The organism is Puribacter membranae, from assembly GCF_055380425.1.
In genome coordinates this window covers 1,632,749-1,651,573 of the sequence record NZ_AP040167.1, presented here as the reverse complement: position 1 = coordinate 1,651,573, position 18,825 = coordinate 1,632,749, and the positions used below count along the sequence as shown (strand labels likewise).

Below are 18,825 nucleotides of genomic sequence, written 5' to 3'. Positions count from 1 at the left end.
ACGTTCCGGTAACGGAACACTTTAAAGGGGAAAACCATGAGCTTTGAAATGTTAAATGAAGCGCCAGAAGGAACAGTCATTAAAGTGGTTGGCGTTGGTGGCGCAGGCGGCAATGCCATCCAACACATGATCACCAAAGGCGTACAGGGGGTGGAATTCATCGTCGCCAATACCGATGCGCAAGCATTGCGTCACTCTTCGACGTTGAATAAATTGCAGCTGGGCGAGTCCGGTTTGGGCGCGGGCGCAAAACCGGAAGTCGGTCGTGCGGCGGCGGAAGAAAACCGCGAACGCATTGCCGATATGCTGCGCGATGCGAATATGGTGTTTATCACCGCCGGTATGGGCGGTGGCACGGGCACAGGTGCGGCGCCGGTGATCGCGGAAGTGGCGAAAGAATTGGGTATTTTGACCGTTGCGGTTGTGTCTAAACCATTTGAATACGAAGGCCCTCGCCGTATGCGCGTGGCCGAAGAAGGCTTGCGTCAATTGGAACAGCAAGTGGACTCGCTCATCATCATTTTGAACGAAAAACTCGAACAAATTTTGGGCGACGACATCAGCATGGAAGAAGCATTTGAAGCTGCCGACGACGTGTTGAACAACGCCGTAGCCGGTATTGCCGAAATCATCAACGTCGATGGTCACATCAACGTCGACTTTAACGACGTGAAAACCGTGATGGGCGAACAAGGCCGCGCGATGATGGGTACAGCGACCGCCTCCGGTGCGGATCGTGCGCGCATTGCAGCGGAAGAAGCCGTTGCCAGCCCGTTGCTCGATGGCGTGAATTTGGCCGGTGCGCGCGGTATTTTGATCAATATCTCCGCATCACACGACACCTTGAAAGCGCGTGAAACCCGCCAAGTGGTGAGCATCATCCGTGAAAGCGCCTCTGATGACGCGACTGTGATTTACGGTTTCGTGTACGACGACAGCTTGGGCGACAAACTGCGTGTGACCGTGGTGGCAACCGGTTTGGGCGGCGCGCGCGCGGTAGAAACCGATAATGTCGGCACACGCGTGTTGCACAGCGCACCGGCTGCGGCGGCGCCTGCCTTTCAAGCACCGGTAGAAGACCTCGCATCCATCCAGTCTGCGGCCTATGCAAATGCCCATGCGGCAGTGACCCCATCTGCGGTGAATGACTGGGTACAGCCGAGCGTACAAAACGTGGCTGAACCCGCACCACGTCGCACGAGCATTCCAACCTTTGGCGACTACAACGAGTTGGACGTGCCGACTTGGGCGCGTCAACGCGAACCACAAGCCACACAACAACGTGCGGTGAACGGCGATGCGTTCTTTGAGGACTTGGATGTGCCTGCATTTTTGCGCCGCCAAGCAGACTAAGGCGGACTAACGCGAACTCAGGTGAACGACGAGTTCGCACTATGAAGTCAAGCTCGTTCAGCAGTTTCAGCCGTTAGCTGCGGCGCGCACCGGATCGTCGCGTCGGTATGGTTGTGGTGTCCCCTTCACCATCGCCTTACCGATGCCGTCGTGTCGGTGAGTTCTGTTGCGAGTAACCCTATTCTGCTGTCGTCTGAGCGCTTGATTCGCTGTTTCGATTTCCGATAATAACTATTGATTGAGTAGTTCTTTCCCCATCACCATCGTGATGGGGTTTGTTTTTTTACGGTATCATTACAGTGTGATTGATATTTAAGGAAGCATGGAACAACCCAAACCAATCTCCAGCGCAGACGGTAGGGGTTATTCCGCATTTCCTTAATTGACAAAGAAATTTTTGGAGCCGCCATGGGAACAACCGCTCATTCCATCGTACAAAAAACCATTGCGCAGGAAATTGAAACCACGGGCATCGGCCTGCATTCAGGGCGCAAGGTTAAACTGACCCTCAAGCCCGCACCGGTCAATACCGGCGTGGTGTTTCGCCGTACCGATGTGGATGCCAACCTTGATATTACCTGTCTGCCCGAACACGTGATCGACACGCGTATGGCGACGACCTTGGCGCATCCGGCGAACCCTGCGGCGCGCGTGTTGACCATTGAACATTTGATGTCGGCGCTCGCCGGTCTGGGCGTGGACAACATCATCATTGAGGTCAATGCGCCGGAGATTCCGATTATGGATGGCAGCGCCACGAGCTTTGTCTATTTGATCAGTAGCGTCGGTTTGGTCGCGCAGAACGAATTGCGCCGCTTCATCCGCATCAAGCAATCGGTGGAAGTGACCGAGGGTGACAAGCGCGCACGCCTTGATCCGTATTTTGGGTTTAAAGCCTTGTTCGATATCGAGTTTCACCATCCGGCGATTGACGATACCGGCACGCACTGCGAGATCGATTTCACCGGTGATGCGTATGTGCGGCAGATTTCCCGTGCGCGCACTTTTGGCTTTATTCAGGATGTGGAAGCTTTACGTGGCTTGGGACTGGCGCAAGGCGGTAATTTGGCCAACGCGATTGTGCTGGACGAATACAAAATCCTCAACCCCGAAGGGCTGCGCTATACCGACGAATTCGTCAAACACAAAATCCTTGACGCGATTGGCGATCTGTATGTGATTGGCGCGCCGATTTTGGGTGCATATACGGCGTACAAATCCGGCCATGCGTTGAATAATGTACTGATTCGCGCGGTGTTGGCCGACGAAGCGAACTATGAATACGTGACGTTTGCGGATGAGGCGGATGCGCCGAGCTATGCGGGCATCCACGGCGACGCGCTCGCATCGAAGGCGACCGTGCGCGCAGCGTCATAAATTCATCGGTAGTGCGCTGTGTGTGGTTTGAGCTGAAGTTACGAGCGCGGGCGGTTAGATTTTCTCAACGCATTTAATACGATGAGGCCGCGCAGCAGTGGCACGAGCAGTCGTGTGAGCAGGCTGTTGCGCTTGGCAGGTAACCAACGGGTCAACAGCAACAAAGCCGTGTTCAAAATCTGCGGCTGATTGAGCCAACCTTGGTTGAACAAGCGCCGTATGCCGCGCAAACCTCGAATATTGAGTGCGCCATCCGCGTGGCTGGCGCGCAGATTGTGCTGAAACTGCAATTTGTCTTTGAGCAGTTGCAGGCGCAGAACTTCGCCTTCCAACAGCAGCCGTTTTTTGCGTGCATTCAATTCCGCTTTATTCATGGGCGTTCTCCTGAACCGATGGGCGACGCTCAGTGGTTTGAACCGGCGGTACTTGCTCGGTTAAGGTTTGCCAATCCTCTTTGACCGCGCCCATGCTGGAGGCGAACCACGGTGCGCGAACCGCACGACGCACCCACCCAAATGCGAGCAAAGCGAACAGTATAAAAAACAACGAAAAACCGCCGAGTAGACCGATGCGCCATGATTCCGGCACCACCAGAATAATCAATATCAGGGTGAATAGCGCGGCCATGAACACCGACAATACACCCAATAAACTCAAAACCACGCCAGCCCAAATCGTGTGTTTGGCCGAGCCAGCCTCCAGCAACAGTAGTTCCATGCGATTGAGCAACAAAGCCCCCACTTTCGAGGTGAGGGATTCAAACGCTGAGGATGCGCCGCCTGTTGGGTTGTGCGGCTTGCTGTGATCGGATTCTGTGGTTTGTGCCAAGGGCTGCTCCTATGAGATCAATGACGGCGTAGGCGTAAGTGTGGCGTAGAGCCACGCTTGCGCCGTGATGACATGGATAATCTAAGCGTCGCGATGTTAGCGGCGGGATACCAGCAAGCCGAGCAAAAAGCCGACTGCTGCAGCGACACCAACCGATTGCCACGGATTGTCGTGTACGTACTCATCGGTCGCATCGGCGGCTTCGCGTGCCTTTTTGCGGGTGTGTTTTTTGGCCGAATGCAATGAGTCTTTGACCTTGTCCACATTGTCGGATAGTTTCGCGCGCAATCGACTCACATGATCGTCCGCGTGCTCGCTCGCATCGGTGAGTATGCCTTGGGCATCGGTCAATAATTGTTGAATGTCCGCGATCAAGCGTTCTTTTTCTTGCACGAGGTCGTGTTCTGATTTGAGTGTAGCAGGCATGATGAACTCCTTTCTGAGGTGGTTATGACACACATGGGAAGGACTACGCAATGCAACTTAAAGCGGTGCTTTAGATGGTACTTTAAGTGCCTTTGATTATTGAAAAATCTCTGTCAATTCAAAGGTCTAAATTCATTCTAACATAAAGCCCTGGTTCAAAAATGGTTAAAAACGGCAGGTCGGTTTGTCGATGCTCGGGTGCGTTGATTGTGTGCGCTAACGATCACGATGTACTCAGTAAATCCAACTGCGTCGCGCCATCCGGCTCGCGCAGGCGCACGCCCACACCGAGCAGGCGAATCGCGCCGACGTGTTTTTGGCACAGGCTGGCGAGCAGTTGTTCAAAATGCGGGCGTGACAGATCGTTGCTGTTCATCTCCAGCGTATGGATTTTAAAATTCGCCATGCGCAGCTTGACAAAGGTTTTTTGCACCAAGGCTTCAGCGCGATGGCGCTCAATTCGCGTCAATAAATCGGCGTGCAACTCGCCTAAGGGGGTGGTCGCATCCGCAAAGCCATGCAAATCATGCGCAAATGTGGTTTCGACGCTGATTGATTTTCGCAGGCGCTGTGGGTGCACAGCACGTGAGTCGATGCCGCGTGCCGCCTGATACAAAGACGAGCCGAGTTTACCAAACTGCGCGATCAGAAACGGTAAATCGCGCTCGCGCACATCGGCGCAGGTGAATAATTTGAGTCGGTGCATTTTCTCCGCCGTGCGCGGACCGACGCCGAATAGTTTTTCTACCGGCAATTCGCGTACAAATGCATCTACATCCTGCGGTCGGATGACGAATAATCCATCCGGTTTGTGCCAGTCACTGGCGATTTTGGCCAAAAATTTATTCGGCGCGACACCGGCTGAAACCGTCAAGCCGACTTCCTCGTGTACCCGCGCACGAATCGCACGAGCGATCAGCGTCGCGCTGCCGCGATGCGCAGAGCAAGTGCTCACATCCACATACGCCTCATCCAGCGATAGCGGCTCGATTAGCTCGGAATAATCGCGGTAAATGCGGAAAATCGCCTGCGATGCCGCGCGGTAGCGTGGAAAGTCCGGCTTGAGCAAAATCAACTGCGGACACAACTCCAGCGCGCGGCGGGTCGGCAGTGCCGAACGCACACCGAATGCGCGCGCTTCGTAGTTGCAGGTCGCAATCACGCCGCGTTGCGCCGTGGTTCCGCCGACGGCGATCGGTTTGCCGCGCAGTGACGGATCGTCGCGCATTTCCACGGCGGCGTAAAAGCAGTCGGCGTCAAAGTGGATGATTTTGCGAACGGTGGGCGTGGCGGGCATAAAGCGTATTGAGATCAGATGTGTTCAGTCAAGACTGCATTTTATAGTGAAATTCCAAGGTGATTCGGATGAATCTATGCTATGTTTGCCCCCACTGTTTTGACGCTTAATTGATACTTAATCGATACTCAATGGGCGAATATTTGAAAGAATCGGTATGAATTTGATTTTGGCTTTGGTTTCTGCGGCCGCTTATGGGGTGAGTGATTTTGTGGGTGGTTTGGCCGCGCGCCGACATCCGGCGCTGCAAGTGGTTTTGTGGGCATTTCCAGTCTCAGCCGTGGTTTTGCTGCTGTTGTCGTGGCTGATCGGCGGTGATTGGGATACGCGCGCGATTGCCTTTGGCGCGGCCTCCGGTCTCACTTCGGCATTGGCGGGTTGGTGGTTTTTCACCGCGCTGGCTGAGGGAACGATGAGCGTGGTTTCGCCGATCACCTCGGTGCTGGCTGCGTTGATTCCGGTGTTGTTTGGTTTGATGACGGGTGAGCAGTTAAGTGTCGGTGTGCTGGCGGGCATTGCCTTCGCGGTGGTGGCGATTGTGCTGATCAGTCAGGAGGGGAAACATTCTGCGCCGCACCTGTTGGCTAGCGAGCAGCCGAAACGCTTGAATCGGCGCGTTTTGCTGTTTACTGTTGGCACGGGTGTTGCGTTTGCCTTGAGCTTTATTCTGATTCATCAAATCGGTGAAAACCGAGCCGGACTATGGCCGATGTTTGCGGGCAAAGCCACGGCGTCGGTGGTGACACTGTTGATCGCTCTGCGTTTCGGTCACGTCCGTATGTCGCATGACGCATCGCTGCTGCGCTATGCTGCTGCGGTCGGTGTGCTGGATGTGGTGGCGAATGTGGCGATGTATTATGCGTTTCGGGGTGCGTTTGTCTCGATCATCAGCGTGTTGGTGTCGCTGTACCCGCTGTTCACCATCGCGCTGGCGATTGGGTTGCTCAAAGAGCGCACCAATGCGCTACAAAAAATCGGTATCGCGCTGGCGTTGGGGGCGATTGGTTTAATTGCGTATGCGGGGTAACCGCGCGGATTGAGTTTAACGAAATCATATGACACAGATGTCATCTGTCATGGTTGGGTCATAAAAGCCGATTATATTTTTCATCTGCATATCCTTTCAAAGGAGGAACGGATGAAAAATCATGTGGTTATTTTTGAAGCACGCGGGGGCACGGACAAAGGCGAGTTCGGCTTTCGCAAGGACTCCAAAGCGATTATTGATGCACTCAAACAGCGCGGCTGGACGGCTGAAATTATTTTTTATGATGATGTCAATCGAGGTGAAATCTATCGGCACACCCTGACCAAAGCCGATGCTTACATCAGTCGTGTCAATCCGGGTAATTTGGGGAACGAGGTCGGATATTTTCAAATGCTACGCGAGCTGGTGATGCAGGGTGTCAAAGGCTTACCACATCCCGACGCGATGATCGCTTACGGTGCGAAAAGCGCGATTGAACGACTCAAAGGCACGGCGTTCGTACCGGAAGACGTCTACACCTACTACCACTTCGATGCGCTCAAAGACAATTTGCCAAAAACACTTAAACGCGGCGTGCGTGTGATCAAACAAAATCGCGGTTCGACCGGCGAAGGCATCTGGCGCGTGGAGGTGCTGCATCCAGAGCAATACCACGACGATATTCCATGGGATGCGCGCCTCAAGCTCACTGAAGCGAAAGACAACCATACCGAAGAAAAATCCCTGCAAGAATTTTTGGAATTTTGCATTCGCTATCTCGAAGGTGCGAACGGCATGCTGCTCGATATGCCATTTTTACCGCGCATTAAGGAAGGTGAAATCCGTGTGTTGATGCTGCGCGACCAAGTCGTCAATATCGTGCATAAAAAACCGGCCGATACGCCAGATGCTTTCTCCGCCACGCTGTTTTCCGGCGCGCAATATCGCTACGACACGCCGGAGCAGTGGCCGGATTTGGTGGCGGTGATTCGTCGCTCGCTGCCCGAGTTGCGCGAGCGACTGGGTGACTATGATTTACCTTTGATTTGGACGGCGGATTTTATTCTCGACACTGATCACAACGGTGCGGATCGCTATGTACTTGGCGAAATCAATGCGTCTTGTGTGGGCTTTTCCACACACCTTGAATTGAGTGATGCGATTGCCGATGAAGTGCTGCGACTGCTCGATGCTGAATCGGTGGTGAATAAACGCTGGTCTGCATTTGCCAGTGATAATCAGTGGGCGTATGCACATTGGGTTTAGTTTGATTGGCTGGATGTCGCTGGCGGTAGGCTCAACAGACCTATGGTTGGCGCGACTCTGTTATACTGAAACATCATTGATAGTAATAAATGGGGGTGAGCGATGCGTCAAAAAATCTTTATGGTCCAAATGTTGGTTGCTTCGGTGGCGCTTGCACTGTCGGCGTGCGCTTCGGTGGAGTCTCCTAAAAACCAATCTCAACCTGAGATTGATCGTAGTCCGTCACACAATCTGACGACGCCTCCTTGGGGGCAAACGGTTAGTAAAGAGCAGATTGCGCCGGTTTATTTGAATGAATGGAAAAAGGCCGAAAATCGGCGCAGTTGCGCACTGTTGGCTTTACCCAAAGACAGTGCGGCGCAAGTTAGCGGTGCAGGAGTGCGTCGCGCACAATTTTCGGGTGGATGGGCAGTGGCATACGATACAACAAGCTTAAAAAGCGCCTATGGTGTGGCCGGAACGGGTACCTCGGTTGGTAATACTACTGAATATGCGTGGCCAAAACAAAAAGCATGGGCTGATGGCAGCCGCATGGGATATGGTTTGGAAGGCGGGGTTGGCCCCGCGTATTTGGCCTATGTGAGGGTGGCAGGGCAAAGCTGCTTATACAATGTTTGGAGCCGTGTGAGTGAAAAGCATTTGTTACAGATCGTTTCAGATTTGCGACGTGTACAATAGAAGCGTAATCAAACTGAATAAAAACGCCACCGAATTCGGTGGCGTTTTTTTGTGAGGTCAATCCTATTTCTTACGTTGTGGCGGCACATCGGTACAAGTACCTTTGAATATTTCCGCCGCCATGCCGATTGACTCACCCAGTGTCGGATGCGGGTGAATGGTTTTGCCAATGTCCACTGCGTCCGCGCCCATTTCAATCGCCAAGCAGACTTCGGAAATCAAATCGCCTGCGCCGGTGCCGACAATCGTCCCGCCGATGATGCGACCACTGTCGTTGTCGAAAATCAGTTTGGTGAAACCTTCGTCACGTCCGTTTGCGATCGCGCGACCCGAGGCTTGCCACGGGAACATCGCTTTGCCGTAGTTCAGGCCTTGCGCTTTGGCTTGGTCTTCGGTTACGCCCGCCCATGCGACTTCGGGATCGGTGTAGGCGACCGATGGGATCTGACGCGCGTCAAAGTAGGCCTTCTCGCCATGTGCGGCTTCGGCGGCGACGTGGCCCTCGTGTACCGCTTTGTGCGCGAGCATGGGTTGGCCAACGATGTCACCGATGGCGAAAATGTGCGGTACATTGGTGCGCATTTGTGCGTCCACGTTAATGAAACCGCGTTCGCTCACCGCCACGCCAGCCTTGTCCGCGCCGATCAGCAGCCCATTCGGCGCACGACCGACGGCGACCAACACCAAGTCGTAACGTTGGGCTTCAGCCGGTGCGGTGGATTGCTCATTGGCCTTGGCGAATGTGACGTAGATGCCATCGTCTTTGGCCTCAACCGCCACGGTTTTGGTGTTGATATAGACGTTTTCAAAGCGATGCGCATTGTATTTTTGCCAGACCTTGACGAGGTCACGATCCGCGCCCTGCATCAGGCCGTCCATCATCTCTACCACGTCGATCTTGGCGCCGAGTGCAGAGTATACCGTGCCCATTTCGAGGCCGATAATCCCACCGCCGATGACCAACATTTTTTTCGGGATGAATGGCAAGGCGAGCGCACCGGTCGAATCCACAATGCGTGGGTCGGCGTATGTTTGCTCGGAAATGAACGGTAATTTGACCACGCGCGAGCCTGCTGCGATGATGGCTTTTTCAAAGCGAATCACTTTTTTCACCGAGGTGGTTTCTGAGCCGGTACCAGTGGTTTCTGTGACTTCCAAATGGTGTGCATCGATGAAGGAGCCGATGCCGCGTACGACATTGACTTTACGCATTTTTGCCATGCCCGCGAGGCCGGTGGTGAGTTTGCCGACCACTGAGTTTTTGTAGTCGCGCAGTTTGTCGATATCCACTTGTGGCGCGGCAAAACTGATGCCGTGATTGCTCATGGACAGCGCTTCTTCCATGATGGTGACGGTGTGCAACAGGGCTTTGGACGGAATACAGCCGACATTCAGACACGCGCCGCCCAAGGTGGCGTAGCGTTCCACCAAAACCGTATCCATGCCCAAATCGGCAGCACGGAATGCAGCGGAATAGCCGCCCGGGCCTGCGCCGAGTACCAGCATATCGCAGGTGATGTCCACGTTGCCATTGTATGTGCTGGCCGCAGGTGCGGGCGCGCTGGCGGGTGCAGAAGCTGCGGGTGCTGCGGCAGATGCTGCTGGCGTTTCGGCTGGTTTGCTTTCGGTCGTTTGTGCGGGTGTTGAGGTCGCTTCGGCTGTTTCAGCGGCTTCCAACAGTACAACCACACTGCCTTCGGAAATTTTATCGCCCACAGCGACCTTGATTTCCTTCACCACACCTGCGTGCGAGGACGGTACGTCCAAAGTGGCTTTGTCGGATTCGAGCGTGACCAATGCGTCTTCAACCGCGATGGTGTCGCCGACTTTGACATAAATGTCGATGACGGGGATGTTTTTATAGTCGCCGATGTCGGGGACTTTGATTTCAATGATTTGACTCATAAGGTGCTCCCTTTAAATCAGCACACGGCGAAAATCGGCCAATACGCTGGCGAGATAGGCATTGAATCGCGCCGCTGCTGCACCATCAATCACGCGGTGATCGTAGGACAGTGACAACGGACACATCAGGCGCGGTACGAATTCAGAGCCGTTCCAAACGGGTTGCATGCTTGAGCGCGAAACGCCGAGGATGGCGACTTCAGGTGCATTGATGATCGGGGTGAATGAGGTGCCGCCAATGCCGCCGAGTGACGAAATGGAGAAACAGCCGCCTTGCATATCGGTCGGTTTGAGTTTGCCTTCGCGCGCGTTTTTCGCCAGCTCGGACATTTCCACCGCGATTTCAGAAATGGATTTGGTATCGGCTGCTTTGATGACCGGAACGACGAGGCCGTTCGGTGTGTCGGCGGCAAAACCGATGTTGTAGTATTTTTTGTAGACGAGGTTATCGCCGTCCAGAGAGGCGTTGAACTCAGGGAATTTTTTCAAGGCTTGCACGCAGGCTTTGATGATAAATGCGAGCATGGTGAATTTGATCCCCGCTTTTTCGTGCTCTTTGTTCAGCTGTACGCGGAAGGCTTCCAGCTCGGTCACGTCGGCGACTTCGTTATTGGTCACATGCGGAATCATGACCCAGTTGCGCGATAGATTTTGACCTGAAATTTTCTTGATGCGTGACAATGGCTGTACGTCGATTTCGCCGAATTTGGTGAAGTCGATTTGTGGCCACGGCAGTAAATCCAAACCGCCGCCAAGCGAAGCGGACGATTGAGCCACATTCGTCGTTGGGCAAGCGGCTGCGCCGTTCATGACCGCTTTGATGTAGGCGCGCACATCCTCGTGCGTGATGCGGTTTTTCGGCCCTGTGCCTGCGACGTTGTCCAAATTCACATCCAACTCGCGTGCAAAATGACGCACGGATGGTGAAGCGTAGGTGTTTTTCGATAGCGGTTGTGCAGGATAGGCAGGCGCGCTGTCGGCGTTGGTCACTGCGGGTGTTGCCACGGCTGGTTTTGCTTCAGCCGATTGTTCTTGAACCACCGGTGCGGCAGGCGCTGGCGCAGCGGCTTCGGCAGTCGGCGTAGGTGCTGGCGCAGGGGCGGCATCGGTTGTTGCGGCTGCGGCGGCTGTGGATTCAAGCATCACGACTACGGAGCCTTCGGAAATTTTATCGCCCACAGCGACTTTGACTTCCTTGACCACGCCTGCGTGCGATGACGGCACGTCCAGTGTCGCTTTGTCGGACTCGAGTGTGACCAGCGTGTCTTCGACGGCGACGCTGTCGCCGGCTTTGACGTATACCTCGATCACAGGGATGTTTTTATAGTCGCCAATATCGGGGACTTTGACTTCGATGAGATTGCTCATGATTTTTCCTCTCTATGACGATAATTACACAGTCCACGGCGCCGGTTTGTTGACGTCCAAATTGTACTTGGCGATGGCTTTGGCTACTTCTTCGTAGGCAATAACACCGTCATCGGCCAGTGCTTTGAGTGCGGCAACCGTGATCCACTGACGGTTCACTTCAAAGAAGTAACGCAGTTTTTCGCGGGTGTCGGAGCGGCCATAACCGTCGGTACCGAGCACGGTGTAGCGTGATGGCACGTAGGCGCGGATTTGCTCGGCCACGGCGCGCATGTAGTCGGTCGCGGCGATCACCGGTGCGTCGGAGTCTTGCAACAGGGTTTCGACGTGCGAGAGTTTGCGCGGCGAGGTCGGGTGGAGCATATTTTCGCGCTCAACCGCTTGGCCTTCGCGTGCCAATTCGGTGAAGCTTGGTGCGGAATACAAATCGGCGTCCACGCCCCAGTCGTCTTTGAGTAATTGTGCAGCGGCGATGACTTCGTTGAAAATCGTGCCGGCGCCGATCAAACGAACTTTCTTCGCAGCGTTTTTCGCACCCGCTTGGAACAAATACATGCCTTTGAGGATGTCCGCTTCCGCGCCTGCTGGCATGGCCGGATGGGCGTAGTTTTCGTTCATCACGGTGATGTAGTAGTACACGTCTTCTTGCTCGCGGTACATACGGCGCAAGCCGTCTTGCATAATCACGGCCAACTCGTAGGAGAATGTTGGGTCATAGGATACGCAGTTTGGTACGGTGGATGAGAGCAGCAGGCTGTGGCCGTCTTCGTGTTGCAAACCTTCGCCGTTGAGCGTGGTGCGACCGGCTGTGCCGCCGAGGATGAAGCCGCGCGCGCGCATATCGCCCGCCGCCCAGCACAAGTCGCCAATGCGTTGGAAGCCGAACATGGAGTACAGAATGTAGAACGGAATCATCGGCAGGTTGTGCGTTGAGTACGAGGTCGCCGCAGCAATCCAGTCACACATGGCGCCCGCTTCGTTGATGCCTTCTTGCAATACTTGACCGGTTTTGGATTCTTTGTAGAACATCAATTGTTCGTGGTCTTGCGGCAGGTATTTTTGACCTTCTTGGTTCCAAATGCCCAGTTGGCGGAACAAGCCTTCCATACCAAAGGTGCGCGATTCGTCCGGTACGATCGGGACGATGCGATCCTTGAGGTTTTTGTCTTTGAGCAAATGGCCGAGGATGCGCACAAACGCCATGGTGGTGGAGATTTCGCGGCCTTCTTCGGTGGCTTTGAGGAAGGAGTCAAACGCGCCCAATTCAGGAATCACCAGCGATTCGTCGGAGGTGCTGCGACGCTGTGGCAAATAGCCGCCAAGTTTCTGGCGCGCATTGCGCATGTATTCCAATTCAGGCGAGCCTTCAGGGAAGGTGACGAATGGCAGTTTCTCCAAATCTTCGTCGGACACTGGAATCGAGAAGCGGTCGCGGAAATTGCGCACGTCGTCGATGTGCATTTTTTTCTGTTGGTGGGTCGAGTTTTGCGCCTCGCCCGAGCCGCCCATGCCGTAGCCTTTGATGGTATGCGCGAGAATGACGGTCGGACGATCAACCGATTCGGTGGCTGCTTTGAACGCCGCGTAGATTTTGAACGGATCGTGGCCGCCGCGATTGAGCGCCCAGATGTCGTCATCGTCCCAGTCGGCGACCAATTCTTTCAGCTCAGGCGTATTGAATAAGGTGTCGCGGATGTACTGTGCGTTTTTCGCGCGCATGGTTTGGAATTCGCCATCGACCATTTCACCCAAACGTTTGACCAATAAGCCTTTTTTGTCGCGGGCGAACAGCGCATCCCATTTGCGACCCCAGACGACTTTGATGACATTCCAGCCGGAGCCACGGAATTCGGATTCGAGCTCCTGAATGATTTTGCCATTGCCGCGTACCGGTCCGTCCAGACGTTGTAAATTACAGTTGATGACGAACACGAGGTTATTCAGTTTTTCGCGACCGGCCATGCCGATGGCGCCGAGTGATTCGGGTTCGTCGGTTTCGCCGTCGCCCAAGAACGCCCAAACTTTGCGGTTTTCGGTATCAATCAAGCCACGGCTGTGCAGGTATTTCATGAAACGCGCTTGGTAAATCGCCATGATCGGTCCCAAGCCCATCGATACCGTCGGGAATTGCCAAAAATCAGGCATCAGCCAAGGGTGTGGGTAGGACGGAATGCCTTTGCCATCAACCTCTTGGCGGAAATTGACCAATTGCTCTTCGGTCAGACGACCGAGCAAAAAGGCGCGGGAATATACGCCCGGCGCAGAGTGACCTTGAATAAAAATCAGATCGCCGCCGTGCTCGGCTGACGGTGCGTGCCAGAAGTGGCCAAAGCCAACTTCGTACAGGGTTGCGGCGGATTGGTATGAGGCAATGTGGCCGCCGACGTTGGTGGTTTTGTTCGCGCGCAGAACCATCGCCATGGCGTTCCAGCGTACATACGAGCGGATTTTGTGCTCAATGCCCTGATCGCCCGGCAGTGGAGGTTGCTGCTCCACGCTGATGGTATTGATGTACGGCGTTTCGGTATGGAATGCGTGCAAAACGCCGTTGGTACGGGCATGCGCGATTTGTTGGTCAATCAGATACGCGGTGCGTTCGGAGCCGTGGTTGTCGATGACATTGTCCAGCGCTTCAATCCACTCTTGCGTTTCTTGCGGATCGGTATCGAGAAAGTTTTTATTGACTTCGGCTTGTAGTGCGGTCATGTGATGGCTCCTTTAGAGATGGGCGTTGGCTCCGATTTATGATTGGATGTGTGATGCCACAGCAGATATCTATTCTACTCAAATAATTGTATGTGAATGTGACTAATGGCGCAAGCTATTTTCCATTTTACGATTTTTAATTTCATAATATAAAAATTTAACCGATGGAGGAGGTGGTGAGCGCGAAATAGACAACGAAGGTGGCTTTTTTCGCATTTCTGTATACTCGTTTGGCTACTGTACCCATTCTTTATGGTTGATTTATGGTTGTCGCGGGTGCGCGCTGTGTTTATAATCGCCGAACGGTCGTTCAAAAATTGGCCGTGGTGGCAGGTATTTTGCCCAGCCATTGAACACTATCATTTCAGGAGACCTTATGAGTTTGCCGCACGCATTGTCCCAGCTACGTTTGCCCATTATTGGCTCGCCCATGTTCATCGTGTCCAACCTTGAGTTGGTCAAAGCACAGTGCAAAGCCGGTATCGTCGGCTCGTTTCCCGCGCTCAATGCGCGTGGCGATGGTGCGCTGGATGCTTGGCTCACGGAATTGAAAGCCGATTTGGAAGCTGATCGTGCTGCGGGTGGAAAGCCTGCGCCGTTTGCGGTCAATCAAATCGTACATCCGTCTAACGGGCGTTTGGCCGAGGACATTGCGGTGTGTTTGAAGCACCAAGTACCCGTGTTCATCACCAGCTTGCAAGCACCGCCGAAAGAGTTGATCGACGGCGCACATGCCTACGGCGGCATCGTGCTACACGACGTGATCAATGCACGCCATGCGAAAAAAGCGCTGGAAGCGGGCGTGGACGGCTTGATTTTGGTGGCGGCGGGTGCGGGCGGTCATGCCGGTACACTCAGCCCGTTTGCCTTGGTCGGTGAAATTCGCCAGTTTTACGACGGCCTGATCGTGTTGTCCGGCAGCATTGCCAATGGCTCGGCGGTGCTGGCGGCACAGGCGATGGGTGCGGATTTGGCCTATATGGGCACGCGATTTATTGCCACCGCCGAGGCGAATGCGTCCGAGGGCTACAAACACGGCATCACCGAGGCCAGCGCGTCGGATGTGGTGTACACCAATCTGTTCACCGGCGTGCATGGCAATTACCTGCGTCAGAGCATCGTCGCTGCAGGTTTGGATCCTGATAACTTACCCGTGGCGGATAAATCGAAAATGAACTTCGGCTCGGGCGGCAATACCGCTGCCAAAGCATGGAAGGACATCTGGGGCGTGGGACAAGGCGTTGCGGTGATTGACGAAATTTTGCCGACGGCGCAATTGGTCGATCAACTGGAAGCGGAGTATCGCGCAGCGCGTGCGCGTCTGGGTCTATGATCTTTTGAGCAACGGCTCCTTTATTTAGAGTATGTAGAGTATGTAGAGTATGGCATGTCACGGACATGCCATTTTCTTGTCAACACAGTCACCAATGCCGCCTGCGATGTTTTTAATCACCGCGATGCGTTACAATATCGCCTTATTTGAACCCCACCAATCACACGGATACTGGCATGCAACACATACACATTCTCGGCATTTGCGGCACGTTTATGGGCGGAATCGCCGCCATTGCGAAACAGGCGGGCTACCGCGTCACCGGCTGCGATGCAAACGTTTATCCGCCGATGAGCACGCAGTTAGAAGAGCAAGGCATTGAACTCATCAGCGGCTTTGATGCCGCGCAGATTGACCTCAAACCGGATGTATTCGTGATTGGCAATGTGGTGTCGCGCGGCAATCCGCTGATGGAGGCGATTTTGGATCAGGGCTTGCCGTATATTTCCGGCCCGCAGTGGTTGGGTGAACACGTTCTGCGCGACAAGTGGGTGCTCGCGGTGGCGGGTACGCACGGCAAAACCACCACCAGCTCGATGCTCGCTTGGCTACTCGAAGATGCAGGACTGAACCCGGGTTTTTTAATTGGCGGCGTGCCGAATAACTTTGGCATTTCCGCGCGTTTGACCGACGATCCGTTTTTCGTGATTGAGGCGGACGAGTACGACACCGCGTTTTTTGACAAGCGCAGTAAATTCGTGCATTACCGTCCGCGCACTGCGGTTTTGAATAATTTGGAATTCGATCACGCCGATATTTTCGCTGACCTCGCAGCGATTCAGACGCAGTTTCACCACCTCGTGCGCACGATTCCGAATAATGGTTTGATCGTGTCCAATGCGCATGAAGCCGCGCTGGATGAAACGCTCGCCAAAGGGGCGTGGACGCCGATTACGCGCTTTGCTGATGCGCGTGTGCCAGCCGATTGGCAGATCGCCAATGTCGGTGCGGACGACAGCTTTGACGTGTTGTTTGAAGGGCAGCTACAAGGGCGCGTACACTGGGATGTCACGGGCGAGCACAATCGCCTGAATGCCTTGGCCGCCATTGTCGCTGCGCGTCATGTGGGTGTGGAGCCGAAAACCGCGATTGAGTCGTTTGCGCGCTACCGTATGCCCAAACGCCGCATGGAGATCAAAGGCGTGGTCAACGACATCACGGTGTACGACGACTTCGCGCATCATCCGACGGCGATCACCACCACGGTTGCAGGGCTGCGCAAACGCGTTGGTTCAGCGCGTATTTTGGCGGTACTGGAGCCGCGCTCCAACACCATGAAACTCGGGGTGATGAAGGCGCAACTGCCTGAATCTTTGCGTGACGCGGATTTGGTATTTGGCTACGGAGCAAGCGAGGGCAAGGATGCACTCGGCTGGGATTTGGCCGAATCTTTGTCGCCGCTGGGTGAAAAGGCGCGTGCGTTTGATGATCTGACTGAGTTGGTGCAGGCGGTCAAGGCGCAGGCGCGTGCGGGCGATCAGATTTTGGTGATGAGCAACGGAGGCTTTGGCGGCGTGCATCAAAAGCTGCTGGATGCCTTGGATTGAGTGCAGTTGAGTGACATACAATGAGTGACATACAAAAGGGGCTGAATGATTCAGCCCCTTTGTTTTTGTGTTGATGTGGTTATTATTTAGTAAACAAATGCAAAGTCCACGGCAGCACATACGCTTGTAACACCGTCATGATGCCGACGATCGTACACAAAATCAGGCTGTGTTTGACCGTGAAGCGGAACAGGTTCGATTCTTTGCCTGCCAAGCCGACGGCGGCACACGCCACGGCGATGGACTGCGGTGAAATCATTTTGCCGGTCACGCCGCCGGTGGTATTGGCCGCGACGGTGAGATTCGGGTCAATGCCAATTTGGTGTGCGGTGGACGCCTGCAAGGAGCCGAACAGCGCGTTGGACGAGGTGTCCGATCCGGTTAAGAACACGCCCAGCCAGCCGAGGAATGGAGAGAAGAACGGGAACGCGACGCCTGTGCCCGCCAAAACCAAGGCCAATGTCGATGACAAACCGGAGTAGTTGGCGACGAAGGCGAAGGCCAATACCAAGCCAATCGATAAAATCGGGAAGCGCAATTCGTACAGAGTTTCGCGGAAGGTTTTGAGTGCGTCCGCCGGTTTCATTTTCAAAATGATGATCGAGACGATGGCAGAGAGCAAAATCGCTGTGCCGACCGCGCCGAGCAGGTTCAATTTGTACACCGCTTCATACGGCTTGGGTGCGGCGACAATCGGTGCGGCTTTCAACACCAATTTATCCAAACCCGGCCACGCAAATTTAAACGTGCTGAAGCTGTCCAAAAACGCTTGGAACGGTTTGATCGTCCAGATGGTCACGAACACGGTCAAAATCGCAAACGGTGACCATGCCTTGATCACTTGGCCGGTGGTGTACTGTTTGGCAGCGGAGCCGATCAGTTTGGGTTGGCGCATGCCATCGAAGGTGAAAATTTCTTCCGGCTGCCATTTTTTCAGGAACAGCGACAAACAGATCAAGCTGACCAAGGCCGAGGTCACGTCCGGCAATTCCGGCCCGATGAAGTTGGCGGTCAAAAACTGAGTAATCGCAAACGACACGCCCGCGACCAAAATCGCCGGCCATGTTTGGCGAATGCCGCGCATGCCATCCATCATCGCAACCAACCAAAACGGCACGATCACCGACAAAATCGGCAGTTGGCGACCGGCCAATTGACCGATGTGGTACGGGTCGAGGCCGGACACTTGACCGGCGACGGTGATCGGAATGCCCATCGCGCCGAATGCCACGGGTGCGGTATTGGCAATCAAGCACAAACCGGCGGCGTACAGCGGATTAAAGCCCAGCCCGACCAACAGCGCGCCGGTAATCGCCACAGGTGCGCCAAAGCCCGCCGCACCCTCTAAAAACGCGCCGAAGGAGAAACCGACCAGCAGCATTTGCAGCCGTTGGTCTTCGGTGATTGACACGACCGAGGCGCGAATCACGTCAAACTGACCGGTTTTGACCGTGATTTTGTACAAAAATACGGCGGTGATGATGATCCATGCGATCGGCCACAAGCCGTAGGCAAAACCGTACAGAGCGGCAGAAACCGCCATGCTGACCGGCATTTTATAGGCGAAAATTGCGACGCCCAGTGCAATGAGCAAGGTGAAAAAACCTGCGACATGGCCTTTTAAACGCAATAGGGCGAGCGCAACGAAGAAAAACACAATCGGTAGGACGGCAATCGCCGCAGTCAGCCATAAGCTGTCCCCGACGGCCGTGTAGTTTTGCAACCAAGTTTGCATGAAAGAGTCTCCTTTAGGGCTACATATAAAATTCACCTA

Annotated in this window: 15 protein-coding genes; 7 read left to right on the top strand and 8 right to left on the bottom strand. The window is 54.4% G+C overall.

Going from position 1 to position 18,825, the window contains the following annotated elements:
• Positions 1-36: 36 nt before the first annotated feature.
• Together ftsZ and lpxC are read left to right on the top strand one after the other, a co-directional pair.
• Positions 37-1,353, top strand: a complete 1,317-nt coding sequence (gene ftsZ / locus ACZ41M_RS07955) for a cell division protein FtsZ (protein WP_464731672.1) — start codon at positions 37-39, stop codon at positions 1,351-1,353.
• 408 nt (positions 1,354-1,761) lie between these two features.
• Positions 1,762-2,730, top strand: coding sequence for a UDP-3-O-acyl-N-acetylglucosamine deacetylase (gene lpxC, locus ACZ41M_RS07950; protein ID WP_464731673.1), 969 nt, complete (start codon positions 1,762-1,764; stop codon positions 2,728-2,730).
• Positions 2,731-2,768: 38 nt separating this feature from the next.
• On the opposite strand, the gene ACZ41M_RS07945 is transcribed toward lpxC, so the two are convergent.
• The 4 genes from ACZ41M_RS07945 to dinB form a co-directional block, all read right to left on the bottom strand.
• Entirely contained in the window at positions 2,769-3,104 is a 336-nt protein-coding gene (locus tag ACZ41M_RS07945; RefSeq protein WP_464731674.1) for a hypothetical protein, read from the bottom strand.
• Positions 3,097-3,558, bottom strand: coding sequence for a phage holin family protein (locus ACZ41M_RS07940; RefSeq protein WP_464731675.1), 462 nt, complete (start codon positions 3,556-3,558; stop codon positions 3,097-3,099). The genes ACZ41M_RS07945 and ACZ41M_RS07940 overlap by 8 nt, the downstream gene beginning before the upstream one ends.
• A 96-nt stretch (positions 3,559-3,654) precedes the next feature.
• Complete coding sequence (locus ACZ41M_RS07935) at positions 3,655-3,984, bottom strand: ElaB/YgaM/YqjD family protein (RefSeq protein WP_464731676.1); 330 nt, start codon at positions 3,982-3,984, stop codon at positions 3,655-3,657.
• Positions 3,985-4,207: 223 nt separating this feature from the next.
• A complete protein-coding gene (dinB, locus tag ACZ41M_RS07930; RefSeq protein WP_464731677.1) occupies positions 4,208-5,281 on the bottom strand; it encodes a DNA polymerase IV in 1,074 nt (357 codons plus the stop codon).
• A 157-nt stretch (positions 5,282-5,438) separates the two neighbouring features.
• Here dinB and ACZ41M_RS07925 point away from each other — a divergent pair, with 157 nt between their 5' ends.
• From ACZ41M_RS07925 to ACZ41M_RS07915, 3 genes are all read left to right on the top strand, one after another.
• The gene (locus ACZ41M_RS07925; RefSeq protein WP_464731678.1) at positions 5,439-6,308 is read left to right on the top strand and encodes a DMT family transporter; all 870 of its coding nucleotides are present in this window, start codon (positions 5,439-5,441) and stop codon (positions 6,306-6,308) included.
• A 111-nt stretch (positions 6,309-6,419) separates the two neighbouring features.
• The gene (locus ACZ41M_RS07920; protein ID WP_464731679.1) at positions 6,420-7,514 is read left to right on the top strand and encodes a Cj0069 family protein; all 1,095 of its coding nucleotides are present in this window, start codon (positions 6,420-6,422) and stop codon (positions 7,512-7,514) included.
• A 102-nt stretch (positions 7,515-7,616) separates the two neighbouring features.
• On the top strand, positions 7,617-8,192 hold the full coding sequence (locus ACZ41M_RS07915; protein ID WP_464731680.1) for a hypothetical protein: 576 nt from the start codon (positions 7,617-7,619) through the stop codon (positions 8,190-8,192).
• 63 nt (positions 8,193-8,255) lie between these two features.
• Here the strand turns inward: ACZ41M_RS07915 and lpdA are convergent, their stop codons facing one another.
• Genes lpdA through aceE form a run of 3 tightly spaced genes read right to left on the bottom strand, consistent with a single transcriptional unit; the run spans position 8,256 to position 14,171 of the window.
• Positions 8,256-10,097, bottom strand: a complete 1,842-nt coding sequence (lpdA, locus tag ACZ41M_RS07910; protein WP_464731681.1) for a dihydrolipoyl dehydrogenase — start codon at positions 10,095-10,097, stop codon at positions 8,256-8,258.
• A gap of 12 nt (positions 10,098-10,109) precedes the next feature.
• Positions 10,110-11,465 (bottom strand): dihydrolipoyllysine-residue acetyltransferase, encoded by a 1,356-nt coding sequence (aceF, locus tag ACZ41M_RS07905; RefSeq protein WP_464731682.1) that lies wholly within the window; start codon positions 11,463-11,465, stop codon positions 10,110-10,112.
• 24 nt (positions 11,466-11,489) lie between these two features.
• Complete coding sequence (gene aceE, locus ACZ41M_RS07900) at positions 11,490-14,171, bottom strand: pyruvate dehydrogenase (acetyl-transferring), homodimeric type (protein ID WP_464731683.1); 2,682 nt, start codon at positions 14,169-14,171, stop codon at positions 11,490-11,492.
• A 376-nt stretch (positions 14,172-14,547) separates the two neighbouring features.
• On the opposite strand from aceE, the gene ACZ41M_RS07895 reads away from it, so the two are divergent.
• The gene (locus ACZ41M_RS07895) at positions 14,548-15,504 is read left to right on the top strand and encodes an NAD(P)H-dependent flavin oxidoreductase (RefSeq protein WP_464731684.1); all 957 of its coding nucleotides are present in this window, start codon (positions 14,548-14,550) and stop codon (positions 15,502-15,504) included.
• 176 nt (positions 15,505-15,680) lie between these two features.
• Positions 15,681-17,051 carry a UDP-N-acetylmuramate:L-alanyl-gamma-D-glutamyl-meso-diaminopimelate ligase gene (gene mpl / locus ACZ41M_RS07890; protein WP_464731685.1) on the top strand — a complete coding sequence of 457 codons (1,371 nt, stop codon included), beginning with the start codon at positions 15,681-15,683 and terminating at the stop codon, positions 17,049-17,051.
• Between the two features lie 82 nt (positions 17,052-17,133).
• Here the strand turns inward: mpl and ACZ41M_RS07885 are convergent, their stop codons facing one another.
• Positions 17,134-18,786, bottom strand: coding sequence for a lactate permease LctP family transporter (locus tag ACZ41M_RS07885; protein WP_464731686.1), 1,653 nt, complete (start codon positions 18,784-18,786; stop codon positions 17,134-17,136).
• Between the last annotated feature and the right edge of the window lie 39 nt (positions 18,787-18,825).